Raw genomic sequence first — 12,438 nt, forward strand, 5'->3', positions numbered from 1 at the left:
TATCCACTCCTTGAGATAAGATGTTTTCCGAAAAAAAATTACTCTACGATTAAGTTATGCAGCCTTCTTCAGGAGTGCTACCTTTATCTGCAGATCCGTGGTATTATAGAAGATAAAAAAAGAAGGATGGATTTATCTGAAATGGAATATCGTATCGAAAAAGACTCTATGGGAGAGATGAAAGTCCCGGCAGACCGTTACTGGGCAGCCCAGACACAGCGGAGTTATCAAAATTTTAAAATTGGCGGAGAGCGGATGCCGAAAGAAATCATAAGTGCGTTCGGAGTGCTGAAAAAAGCTGCCGCAATTACCAACTTTCAGCTTGGAAAACTGGATGAGCAAAGAGAACAGATAATCTGTGAAGCAGCACAGGAAGTAATTGACGGAAAACTGATGGAGCATTTCCCACTAGTTGTATGGCAGACCGGAAGTGGCACCCAGTCGAATATGAATGCGAATGAGGTTGTGGCAAACCGCGGAAATGAGCTTGCAGGGGAGAAGCTTTTGCATCCAAACGATCATATCAACATGTCACAGAGCTCCAACGATACATTTCCGACAGCTCTTCATATTGCGGCCGTACTTGGAATTGAAAATCAGCTGTTTCCGGTGATGAATCAGCTTATCAAAACTTTTGTAAGACTTGAAAAAGAAAATGAAGGAATTGTGAAAGGAGGGCGGACACATCTGCAGGATGCCGTTCCAATTAGATTTTCTCAGGAAATCAGCGGCTGGCGGAATATGCTTGAGAAGACGAAGAAGATGCTTTTGATATCCCTTCCAGGGCTAAAAGAACTTGCTCTTGGCGGAACAGCTGTTGGAACAGGGCTAAATACCCCAAAGGGATTTGACCGGAAAGTGGCCAAAGCCATCAGTGATTTGACGGGAAAAGATTTTGTGACAGCCGATAATAAATTTCACGCACTGTCCGCAAAGGATGACATTGTATTCGCGCACGGTGCTTTAAAAGCATTGGCCGCAGATCTCATGAAGATTGCAAACGATGTGAGATGGCTTTCAAGTGGTCCCAGAAACGGCTTGGGCGAGATTTATATTCCTGAGAATGAACCGGGAAGCTCCATCATGCCAGGAAAAGTGAATCCAACGCAGTGTGAGGCGCTTACGATGATTGCCGTGCAGGTTATGGGAAATGATGCCGTGATTGGATTTGCTGCTTCACAGGGAAACTTTGAACTGAATGTATTCATGCCTGTCATCGCTTATAATTTCCTGCAATCGCTCAGACTGCTGACAGACGGAATACGCTCCTTCGATGATCACTGTGCATCAGGGATCAAGGCAAATCCAGGTAAAATGAAGAGTAATCTGGAACAGTCATTGATGCTTGTCACGGTGTTAAATCCTTATATCGGATATGACAACGCTGCAAAGACAGCAAAGAAGGCATATAAAGAGAATATTACTTTAAAACAAGCCTGCGTAGAACTTGGATTCCTTTCTGAAAAAAAATTTGATGAGGTATTTCATCCGGAGGAGATGGTATAAAAGAGGGCGGGATATCCCGCCCTCACATGGAGTGATTTAAGTCTGAAACTTCAATTCGCACAATGTTCTCTTGGATAATGTAATACCAGACCGGCCTTTCTGATATCACTATATACTATGTATGATGTTGAAAAAGTGTGAAATATGTCAGGCCATGTAAAAAAATGTAGATAGACAATCCATACTGAACAGGAATTGGATATAAAAAACCATTGTTCCCCCTCTCAAAATCTGGTATGATGAAATCAGATTACGAAGGGGGATTTTTATGCTTTCTAATTACGAAAAGTTAAGTGAAATTTGGAGAGAAAAATTCATGCAGTTAGACCAGAGCACTTTTGCCCGTAAGCTTTTGGGTGTGAGACTTGAGAAGGAGCAGGTTTTATTTTCTTATTTTGGAAGAAATTATAGAATCAATCGTTTTAATGGAGAGATTTCAGGAGAGAGCAAAAGTGTGCCGGATGCGAAACTGAAACTACTGTTTTATAATCTGTTCTGGTATTCGAAAGAAGGAGCAAAGCTCAGTGGTCACTGGGTGCCTTTTCGTCAAGTAAAGAATGCTTCCCCGTTTGGACCAGCATTCGAAACACATGTTTTAAAACCGTTTGCCAGAACCTTTAATGGACAGTTGGCTAACCTTGAAGAAGCTGCGGAAAAACTGGGTGGTACCAAGTTACGTCAGGGGGACGCAGGATATCAAATTTCTTCCTTTGACTGTATTCCAATTCAATTTTTGTTCTGGGATGGGGACGATGAATTCGAGGCACAGGCCAATATTCTTTTCGACTATAGTGTCACAGATTTTATTCATGTGGAGTCCACAGTTTCTTTGGCATCCGATGGTGTTGCGCGTCTGGCTGAAGAAGCAGGGCTTCAAGTTATAGGAAACTTTTGACAGAGCTTTTCCACTTAAATAAAGAGAGGCATCTTATATGGAGATAAAAAAAGGAGAAAACCGTTTTTATCTGGTCGATGAACAAAAAAGAGAGGCCGGGGAGATTACCTGGCACCTGTTTGAGGATCATGTCTGGGTGATTGATCGGACATATGTGTCGAGTGATTTTCGAGGACAGGGCATTGCGGGAATTTTGCTTGATACACTGGCAGAATATGCACGAAAAGAAGATATCAAATTGATTCCTATGTGTTCTTACGCTGAAAAACAATTCAAGATTAAGAAAGAATATCAGGATATAATCTATTGAATACAAAAAGACAGAAGAAGAAAAAATGGTTGAAAAGAATCATTGCGGTCCAGGTGGTCTTTGCTGCTCTCTTTTTTGTTGTCTGTAATATTCTTGTTGATGTTGCACTTGTGCCTGAGAAGATGGAACAGACGGATGCATTCGAGGATATCACAGAGGAGAGCATGGAAGCATTGGTACATACGGATGATATACAGGAGAACCGCATAAAGGCGTCTGATGAGACAGATGCATGGGTAAAACAATCCCTGTCAAAAGAGTGGTCGTTGACTACAAACGATGGATATCAGCTGATTGGAAAGGTCTTTTTCAATGAGAAAAGAAGCCACAAGTGGGTACTTTTGCTTCATGGCTACACAGGATGGAAAGAGGAGCTTTATCCAATTGGTCATCAATATGCCCTGCAGGGTTATCAGGTACTGGCGCCGGATATGCGGTGCAGTGGTGAAAGCGGAGGCAATTTTATAGGTATGGGCTGGACAGACCGAAAGGACAATCTGCTCTGGATACAGAATATATTAAAGCAGGATCCAGAGGCTGAGATCGTGATTCATGGGCAGTCTATGGGTGCTGCGGGGGCACTTATGCTCGCCGGGGAGAATCTTCCATCTAACGTAAAAGCAGTGGTCTCTGACTGTGCTTATACAGATGTATACAGCATTTTTCAAAAGCAGATTAAGGAGTGGTTTCACCTTCCTGGATTTCCGATTATTGATGGGGCGAACCTGATGCTTCGGATGCGTGGCGGATACAACATCAAAGATGCGTCGGCGATTCAGGCCGTGAAAAAGACGAAATTGCCGATACTTTTTATACATGGGGATCAAGATGCTTTTATCCCCGTGAAAATGGCACATGAATTATATGAGGCCGCTAATGGGGATAAAAAGTTATTGATAGTAAAGGGAGCAGGACATGCTCAGTCACAGGATAAGAATCCCGCCAGGTATTATGGAACGGTATTCTCCTTTCTGGAAAAGTATATTGAAAACGGGAGTCAAAAAGCTCTTTGACCCAACATATGGAGGAAAAGTATGAGAGAAGGGAAAGCTAGGAAAACTAAATTTGTTCTAATTGCACTGCTTTTGACTTTACTTGCCGGATGCGGAAAGAATTCAGACAGTACAGATGGTGCAGCTGCCCCATATAGCAAAAACTATGCATTTCAGGATCAGCAAAGCCAGACCGAGACAGGAGATATGAAAACCACCGAAAAATCTTCAGCGGCCCACGAAGGCGACTCACAGAACAGCAAGACCCAAAGTGTGGATTCTCTTGAGGCATCGGATCCGCAGAGAAAACTTGTCAAGAGGCAGACATACGAGGTACAGACGAAGGAATACGACAAGTTTCGAAAACTGCTGTCAGAGCTGATCGATAGTTATGCCGGGTATGTAGAACTTTCGGATGAATCAGGACAGGCATATGAGGAGACTGGAAATCGCTATGCGAGTTATACAATTCGGGTTCCTGCTGAGCATCTGAATGAGTTTAAGGATAAAATCAATAAAGAAGCGATTGTTGTGAACTTTTCTGAGCAGGTGGAAGATGTCACATTGCATTATGTGGATACAGAAAGCCATATCAAGGCACTGAAGACCGAGCAGGAAAGTCTGATGGAACTACTCTCCAAAGCAGATAAGCTGGAGGACATTATGGCGATCCAAACACAGCTTACGCAGGTGCGCTATGAGTTGGAGAATTATGAATCACAGCTTCGGACGTATGATAACTCTATTGAATACGCCACAGTTATATTGAGAGTCAGCGAGGTGGAGCATGCTGTAAAAACATCATCATCATTCGCAGGCCGACTCAAAGAACGCTTCTCGGATAATCTGTATCATATTAAGAGTGGTTTTACTTTATTTACAGTCTGGTTTTTAGGAGCGGCCCCATACTGGCTTTTGCTTGCGGCTGCAGCTGTGATCTTTGTATGGATCATGAAAAAGGTCAAACGACGTGACAGTTTTAGGAATACGGACGACACTCGGCCATCTGATGAAACAAAAACCAAGAGGGAAACGGAAACAGAAAAAAAGGAGTCATCCCAAAACCATGAATAATGCAGTTGAATCTGCACATCCTATAATTGAATACAAGACTTTTTGAAATTGAGGTTTAAGAGATGATAAATAATGAAGAACTTCCGATTGGCTTTACGATGGAATTGGCGCAGCATTCAGATATTCTGAATTTATTTTCGAAATTGGATGAGGCCAGTAAGCAGGAATTCATCAATCGTGCCAGGGAGATTAAGAACAGAGATGAAATGCGTTCCTATGTTGAAAGCTTAGGCGATTTCATATCTGGATGAAAAAGCATAATATTGGACCTGACAAACATTTGAGAGAAGGGCAGATTTCACCAAATATATGGGGAAATCTGCCCTTTTATGTATTTACTTATGTATATGAGTGTGGTAAAATAAACACGTTATTCAAAAGAAAATATAACGTTATTTGGAGGCAAATATCATGAAGCTCATTCGAACAGAAGATGCTGTAGGCCAAGTTCTGTGTCACGATATCACGCAGATTATAAAGGGTGAGAAAAAGGGTCCTGTGTTTAAAAAGGGACATATCATTCAGGAAGAAGATATTCCGGTGCTTTTAAGTGTCGGGAAAGATAATATCTATATCTGGGAGAAGGAGGAGGGGATCCTTCACGAGAATGAAGCCGCTGAGATTCTCTGTAAGATGTGCATCAGTGATCATATGACCAGAAGCGGTGTATCAGAGGGAAAGATCGAGATCAGGGCAGACTGTGACGGACTATTAAAGATCAATCGTGCGGCACTGAAGGTGGTAAATGGTTTCGGACAGATGATGATCGCTACGGTTCATGGTGATTTTCCGGTTCAAAAGGGTGATAAGCTTGCCGGCACGAGGATCATCCCGCTCGTGATTGAGGAGGAGAAGATGCGGCAGGTGGAAAAACTTATCGGAGAGAAGCCGATTCTTCAGCTAAAGCCATTTCCGGGTAAAAAAGCAGGGGTTGTCACAACAGGAAATGAAGTTTTCTATGGAAGAATTGAAGATACATTTACACCTGTAATCGAGGAAAAATTGAAGGAGTATGGGGGAGAAGTATGTGCACATGATGTCTTGAATGACGACCATACAAAGATTACAGAGAGTATTTTAAAAATGATTGATGATGGGGCCGATATGGTACTGTGCACCGGAGGAATGAGTGTAGATCCGGATGACAAAACTCCTCTCGCGATTAAAAATACAGGGGCGCGAATTGTCTCTTACGGTGCACCGGTTCTTCCCGGAGCGATGTTTTTACTGGCATATTATGAGAAGGACGGTCGCAAGGTTCCGATTATGGGGCTCCCCGGATGCGTGATGTATTCGAAACGTACAATTTTCGATCTGATTCTTCCGAGGGCGATGGCGGACGATGAAGTAACCGCAGATGAACTTGCTTCCCTCGGCGAAGGAGGGCTCTGTCTTTCCTGTATGGTTTGTACGTTTCCAAACTGTGGATTTGGGAAAGGGGTGTAATATGCCTGAATTTAGTCATTTTGACGAGAGCGGCAATGCTATTATGGTTGACGTTTCAAAAAAGTGTGAGAATAGAAGAGAGGCCACTGCCAGCGGATGGATTACGATGAGCCGAGAGTGTTTTCAGAAGGTGAAAGAGGGATCTATGGGGAAAGGAGATGTCCTTGGAACTGCTCGTGTAGCCGGAATCATGGGTGCAAAGCGAACTTCAGACCTTATTCCATTGTGTCATATTCTGAATCTGACAAAGCTTTCCGTGGATTTTGTGATGGATGATGACAATTGCAGAATTCAGGCAGTCTGTACGGCAGCCTGCACTGGAAAGACAGGAGTCGAGATGGAGGCTCTGACCGGTGCATCTGTAAGTCTTTTGACGATTTATGATATGTGTAAAGCAGTAGATAAAGCCATGGAGATTTCTGGAATACATCTGGAAGAAAAGTATGGCGGAAAAAGCGGCGATTTTAAGCGCAAAGAATATCTGCAAAGTAGAGAAACGGAGGAATAAATTTTGAAAACGGTAAGAGCGGTCTGTATCAGTGAAAAAAAGGGGACCGGAAAGCATCCGATACCGGAGGGAAAGTTTATAGAGAATTACGGACTTCAAGACGATGCGCATGCCGGAACATGGCATCGTCAGGTCAGCCTTTTGTCTTACGACAAAGTAAAGGAATTCAATGAGCGCGGAGCAAATGTAAAAGACGGGGATTTCGGAGAAAATCTCCTGGTTAACGGCATAGATTTTGCGGCTCTTCCGGTTGGGACAATCCTACAAGTTGGGAATGAAGTTATATTGGAAATGACACAGATCGGGAAAGAGTGTCACAGTCACTGTGCCATCCATAAACTTGTCGGTGACTGTATTATGCCAAGAGAAGGCGTGTTTGCAAGGGTGTTGAAAGGTGGAATCGTCCGACCGCAAGATGAGATCAGTATAGAACCGCCGAGGGCAGACCGTCCGTTCACTGCGGCAGTTATTGTGCTCAGCGATAAAGGATCTCGTGGTGAACGTGTAGACGAGAGCGGGCCGGCAGCAGAGAAAGATCTGGAGGATAGAGGATATCTTGTTGTTGAGAAATTCGTCCTGCCGGATGAACCGAAATTGCTCGAAAAGGAATTGATACGTTTAAGTGACAGTCGACAAGTTGACGTTATATTTACCAGTGGGGGAACCGGTTTTTCACTGAGAGATCAGACGCCTGAGGCAACTCTTGCAGTAGCCGACCGAGTTGCCCCGGGTCTTGCCGAGGCGATCCGTCTTGGATCTATGAAGATCACGAAACGTGCGATGCTCGGTCGGGGTGTATCTGTGATTCGAAAAAAGACGATTATCGTGAACCTTCCCGGAAGCCCGAAGGCCGTCAGAGAAAGTCTTGATTTTATACTAGATGATCTTCCCCATGGGATTAAAATTCTGAGGGGAAGTGACGGGGAGTGCGCCCGATAAAAACAACAACAAAAAAGAGAGAGGAAAGAAAAAAGATGAACAGAAAAGCAGCAGCAGTACTCATAGGAGTGATGACAGCGTCAATACTTACTGGATGTGGTAAAGGAGGGAATGATAATATGGATACTAACTCAAAATCGAATACATCAGCGTTAAGTTCCGGGGAAGATGCAGCGGCCTCAATATCGTCTTCGTCAAAATCATCAGACGATATTGAGCAGACAAAGATTTTAGTCGCAGCTGCGGCAAGCCTTAAGAATGCATATGATGACAAACTGATTCCTATGTTTCAAGACCAGAATCCGGGGATTCTTGTAGAAGGAACGTATGATGCGTCTGGAAAACTTCAAACACAAATTGAAGAAGGGCTGGAGGCAGACATCTTTATGTCAGCGGCACCGAAACAGATGAATGATTTAAATGACAAAGGGCTGATAGAGTCGGACACAATGACGGACTTGCTGGAGAACAAGATTGTACTTATCATTCCGGAGAATGATGCCTCTGATATCACGAGTTTCGAAGATATCGAGCGTGCCTCAAGCATTGCAATCGGGGATCCCGCTTCCGTTCCTGTCGGACAGTATTCCGAGGAAGCACTGACAAACCTTGGTATCTGGGACAAGATACAGGACAAAATCAGTCTTGGAACGAATGTGACGGAGGTTCTGAATCAGGTTGCGGCTGGAAGTGCTGATGCGGGAATTGTCTATGCCACAGATGCGGCCTCTATGCCAGACAAGGTAAAAGTAGTGGCAGAAGCTCCAAAAGACAGCGTCAGCAAGGCAATCTATCCCGTAGCTGTTGTAAAGAACAGCAAGCACACGGAAGAAGCGAAGGCGTTTGTAGATTTTTTGAAGACTCCGGAAGCAATTAAGGTATTTGAGGATTATGGATTTACCAATGCACTTTCGTAAGAAAGAAGGACGAACATGGACTGGTCACCTGTATGGATTTCACTGAAAACTGCATCGGTATCAATCTTCATTACATTTTTTGTGGGGATATTTGCGGCATGGGGCGTGATAAGCACGAAAAAAGAAGGAACAAAAGCTTTTTGTGATGGCTTACTTACCCTGCCGCTTGTACTCCCTCCCACGGTGGTCGGATTTTTCCTGTTATACATTTTTGGTGTCAATGGTCCGCTGGGGGAATTTTTTATGCGTGTGTTCGGTGTAAAGATTGCTTTTTCCTGGATTGCAACGGTATTGGCTTCGATCGTAGTTTCTTTTCCACTGATGTATCGCTCTGCCAGAGGAGCTTTTGAACAGGTGGATTCGAATCTGGTGGCAGCTGCCAGGACTCTCGGCATGAGTGAATGGACAATTTTTCGAAAAGTTCTCTGTTCGAATGCACTTCCGGGAATTATATCCGGCGGCGTACTGGCCTTTTCCAGAGGCCTTGGAGAATTCGGAGCTACAGCGATGATTGCCGGAAATATAGCAAAAAAGACAAGGACACTCCCCATGGCAATTTATTCGGAAGTGGCGGCGGGAAATATGGAAAAGGCCTATGGATATGTTGCAGTTATAGTCGCACTGGCTTTTGCTTCCATTCTGGCGATCAACTGGATGGGAATTCGCGAAGAGAAGCGAAAAAATCAGTAATTTTATTATAAGGATTGCCGGTGACACAGATGTGTGCGGCAATCCTTACGTTATATAGAAAGGACGTAGACGAATATGTTGGAAGTTGATATAATAAAAAAACTGCGTCAGTTTACGCTCGCCCTCTCTTTTTGTGTGGACAAAGGCTGCCTTGGAATTCTTGGCCCTTCCGGCTGCGGCAAAAGTATGACTCTTAAGGCGATTGCCGGAATCGTAACTCCGGACAGTGGAAGTATCCAAAATCATGATCGGGTACTCTATAACTCCAGACAGAGGATTAATCTAAAACCACAGAGACGAAAAGTCGGGTATTTGTTTCAAAATTATGCATTGTTTCCCAATATGACAGTGGAACAAAATATTGGCTGTGGCCTTGACCAAAAAAGTCCAAAGAGGTACGATAAAGTCAAAGAGATGATTAGCCGTTTTCAACTTGAAGGGTTAGAGAATAGTTTTCCGGCACGTTTATCGGGAGGGCAGCAGCAAAGAGTGGCACTTGCTCGTATCCTTGCATATGAACCAGAGGTTTTACTGCTTGATGAGCCATTCTCAGCCATGGATGCTCATCTAAAAGAGGGTTTAAGACTTCAGATGGCGGAGGTGATCCGGGACTATCAGGGGGTGACGGTTCTTGTCACACACGACAGGGATGAAGCCTATCAGCTCTGCGACAACATTCTTCTTTTGAAGGACGGAACTGCTTTGGAAAAGGGGGAGACACAAGAACTGTTTGAACGCCCGAAAACCGTGCAGGCTGCGAGGCTTACAGGCTGCAAGAATCTCTCGCACTTTAAGAAGATTTCTGATTTCTGTCTCTGGGCATATGACTGGAATCTGAAACTTTTTACCTGTGAGAAAATTACAGACGATATGACCTATGTTGGAATCAGGGCTCATGATTTTATTCCTCTGTCAAAGTCCGAGGCGGATGAGTGGGAGAAAAGAGAGGATGCAAATCTTTTTTCTCCGGGAAAATCGAAAATATCGGAAATGCCCTTTGAGTGGTATGTGACATTTCAGAATCACCTGTGGTGGAAAACGAATAAGAGTCTGCACAATAATGACAGCGAAGATCTTCTGCCGCCATATCTGAGAGTGGATCCCACATCAATTCTACTTTTGAAAGGAGAGCTGTAATATGGATGAACTAACACCCATTCGAACCGGAGCGATTGTCATTGCTGATGGACACGGGAACTCGCCTGGCGCCAGGGCAGCACTCCTGCCGTTCGGTGAAACGACCATGATAAGACAGATTCTCAACGTATTGGAACACGCGATGGTAAAACCCATCATTTTGATTACCGGTGAAGATTTTGAACTGCTGGAAAAGCAGATTTCAAAATTTCCCGTTATTCGACTTTATAATCCTAATTATCAGAAAGATAAGATGCTTGACAGTGTACTTATAGGAATGAAGTATGCGGAGGGACTTTGCGATCGTGTCTTGATTCTGCCTGCAAAATATCCGATGCTTTTGTCGGACACAATCGAGAGGATGATCTCCTGCGGACATGATAATGTAGTTCCGGTCTTTGGCGGGAGAAGGGGTCACCCCGTGATGCTGTCCTCTAAACTTTTCACGATGCTTTATATGTATAAGGGAAATGAAGGGCTTCGCGGTGCACTCCGAGAGCCTCAGATCTCCGGTCAGATCTATGAACTTCCTGTGGAGGATGACGGGATTATATTTCCTGTAGAGAGCAAAGAAGACCGCGATGAGATTCCTGATCCGGCAAAACCGCTTCGAGTTTATCCAGAGGTACAATTGTCGTTGAAAAAAGAGTCTGTCTTTTGGAATTATGAGACGAGTGTCTTTCTGGAACTGATCGAGCATAATGGGTCTATGCGAACGGCGTGTATACAGATGCATATGTCTTACAGCAAAGGCTGGAATATTATAAAAGAAGCAGAGCGACAGCTGGGATATGAACTTCTTAACACAAGAAGCGGAGGTGCAGATGGAGGTGCATCCAAATTGACGGAAAAAGGAAAACATCTTTTGGAACGCTATCGAAGGATTCAAGAAAAACTGCAATTTATGGCAAAGCAACTGTTTGAAGAAAAGAGCTAGTCAGGGAGAAGATATATGTTTATAGAAGTGATAAAAAATATAGATAAAAATATAAGGACTGTGATTATTACAGTTATAGAGGGAAAAAACCAGGGCTATCGCTGTATTGTATCAGCCGGGGAATGTGTTTATGAAAACACTGGGATAGACGGTGAAGTCAAAAATCAGATCATAGAAGAGGCGGGTGCAATCAAAAAAACTGCTTTGAAAGAGTATAAAGAGAATAAGGTGTATTTTGAATTGCTCGGAGAGCGGCCGAGACTTGTGATCTGCGGTGGCGGACATGTAGGGATTGCTATCGTAAACCTCGCAAAACTTCTTGGGATCACAGTCACTGTGATTGAGGATCGGCCAATGTTTGCGAATAACGCCAGAGCCGCAAAAGCAGATTTTGTAATCTGTGATGCTTTTGAACATGCTCTGGAGCAGGTTGAAGGGGGATATGACACTTACTTCGTTATTGCCACGAGAGGGCATCGTTACGATAAGATCTGCCTGGAATCTGTTTTGAAGAAGAATTATGCATATGTTGGCATGATGGGAAGCCGCTCTAGAGTTCGCCTGTTAAAGGAGGTACTGATCAATGAGGGCGTTTCAGAGGAAAAGCTTGAGGAACTTCATGCACCGATCGGTCTGTCGATTAACAGTGAAACACCGGAGGAGATCGCCGTTTCTATTCTCGGCGAGATTATACAGGTTAAGAATACTAAGCGAAACTCAGAGGGGTTCACAGATGAAATTCTCGAAGGTCTCGAGCAGCCTGGAAAAAAGATTCTGGCAACCATCATAACGAGAAAGGGTTCCGCGCCGCGCCAGGTTGGAACGAAGATGCTCATCATGCCAGATGGAACAACAGTCGGAACAATAGGCGGAGGCTGTGTGGAATCGGATATGATGCAGCAGGCACTTCGCATGCTGCGTTCGGACGAATCAAAATCAAAACTGGTCCGTGCGAATATGACGAATCAGGATGCCGAAGATGAAGGTATGGTCTGTGGAGGAATTGAAGACATTTTTCTGGAAATTCTGAAATAAAGAGATATTCATAGATGAATTGTAGTTAATTTGGAGCTGTTTTGTATTGCCA

The 12,438-nt window shown here is 43.9% G+C and carries 14 protein-coding genes; all 14 read left to right on the forward strand.

The window, feature by feature from the left end; translation table 11 throughout:
- Positions 1 to 141: 141 nt before the first annotated feature.
- The 14 genes from fumC (at position 142) to INP51_RS05725 (ending at position 12,386) form a co-directional block, all read left to right on the forward strand.
- The gene (gene fumC / locus INP51_RS05660; protein ID WP_193737255.1) at positions 142 to 1,506 is read left to right on the forward strand and encodes a class II fumarate hydratase; all 1,365 of its coding nucleotides are present in this window, start codon (positions 142 to 144) and stop codon (positions 1,504 to 1,506) included.
- Between the two features lie 268 nt (positions 1,507 to 1,774).
- The gene (locus INP51_RS05665; RefSeq protein WP_193736752.1) at positions 1,775 to 2,401 is read left to right on the forward strand and encodes a DUF3786 domain-containing protein; all 627 of its coding nucleotides are present in this window, start codon (positions 1,775 to 1,777) and stop codon (positions 2,399 to 2,401) included.
- 37 nt (positions 2,402 to 2,438) lie between these two features.
- Positions 2,439 to 2,711 carry a GNAT family N-acetyltransferase gene (locus tag INP51_RS05670; RefSeq protein WP_193736753.1) on the forward strand — a complete coding sequence of 91 codons (273 nt, stop codon included), beginning with the start codon at positions 2,439 to 2,441 and terminating at the stop codon, positions 2,709 to 2,711.
- On the forward strand, positions 2,708 to 3,724 hold the full coding sequence (locus tag INP51_RS05675) for an alpha/beta hydrolase (RefSeq protein ID WP_193736754.1): 1,017 nt from the start codon (positions 2,708 to 2,710) through the stop codon (positions 3,722 to 3,724). Before INP51_RS05670 ends, INP51_RS05675 begins: the two co-directional genes overlap by 4 nt.
- Before the next feature lie 21 nt (positions 3,725 to 3,745).
- On the forward strand, positions 3,746 to 4,777 hold the full coding sequence (locus INP51_RS05680; RefSeq protein ID WP_193736755.1) for a DUF4349 domain-containing protein: 1,032 nt from the start codon (positions 3,746 to 3,748) through the stop codon (positions 4,775 to 4,777).
- A 62-nt stretch (positions 4,778 to 4,839) separates the two neighbouring features.
- Positions 4,840 to 5,028 (forward strand): hypothetical protein, encoded by a 189-nt coding sequence (locus INP51_RS05685; protein ID WP_193736756.1) that lies wholly within the window; start codon positions 4,840 to 4,842, stop codon positions 5,026 to 5,028.
- Positions 5,029 to 5,188: 160 nt separating this feature from the next.
- Positions 5,189 to 6,223 (forward strand): molybdopterin-binding protein, encoded by a 1,035-nt coding sequence (locus tag INP51_RS05690; protein WP_193736757.1) that lies wholly within the window; start codon positions 5,189 to 5,191, stop codon positions 6,221 to 6,223.
- Between the two features lies 1 nt (position 6,224).
- The gene (gene moaC, locus INP51_RS05695) at positions 6,225 to 6,731 is read left to right on the forward strand and encodes a cyclic pyranopterin monophosphate synthase MoaC (protein ID WP_193736758.1); all 507 of its coding nucleotides are present in this window, start codon (positions 6,225 to 6,227) and stop codon (positions 6,729 to 6,731) included.
- A 3-nt stretch (positions 6,732 to 6,734) separates the two neighbouring features.
- Entirely contained in the window at positions 6,735 to 7,670 is a 936-nt protein-coding gene (locus INP51_RS05700; protein WP_193736759.1) for an MOSC domain-containing protein, read from the forward strand.
- A 35-nt stretch (positions 7,671 to 7,705) separates the two neighbouring features.
- Positions 7,706 to 8,587, forward strand: a complete 882-nt coding sequence (modA, locus tag INP51_RS05705) for a molybdate ABC transporter substrate-binding protein (RefSeq protein WP_193736760.1) — start codon at positions 7,706 to 7,708, stop codon at positions 8,585 to 8,587.
- A 15-nt stretch (positions 8,588 to 8,602) separates the two neighbouring features.
- Positions 8,603 to 9,277: a molybdate ABC transporter permease subunit gene (modB, locus tag INP51_RS05710; RefSeq protein ID WP_193736761.1), complete on the forward strand. Its 675-nt coding sequence runs from the start codon at positions 8,603 to 8,605 to the stop codon at positions 9,275 to 9,277.
- Between the two features lie 75 nt (positions 9,278 to 9,352).
- On the forward strand, positions 9,353 to 10,414 hold the full coding sequence (locus INP51_RS05715) for a sulfate/molybdate ABC transporter ATP-binding protein (protein ID WP_193736762.1): 1,062 nt from the start codon (positions 9,353 to 9,355) through the stop codon (positions 10,412 to 10,414).
- A 1-nt stretch (position 10,415) separates the two neighbouring features.
- Positions 10,416 to 11,351 carry an NTP transferase domain-containing protein gene (locus INP51_RS05720; protein ID WP_193736763.1) on the forward strand — a complete coding sequence of 312 codons (936 nt, stop codon included), beginning with the start codon at positions 10,416 to 10,418 and terminating at the stop codon, positions 11,349 to 11,351.
- A gap of 15 nt (positions 11,352 to 11,366) precedes the next feature.
- Positions 11,367 to 12,386 (forward strand): XdhC family protein, encoded by a 1,020-nt coding sequence (locus INP51_RS05725; protein WP_193736764.1) that lies wholly within the window; start codon positions 11,367 to 11,369, stop codon positions 12,384 to 12,386.
- Positions 12,387 to 12,438: the final 52 nt, after the last annotated feature.

The organism is Blautia liquoris, assembly GCF_015159595.1.
GTDB lineage: Bacteria > Bacillota > Clostridia > Lachnospirales > Lachnospiraceae > Novisyntrophococcus > Novisyntrophococcus liquoris.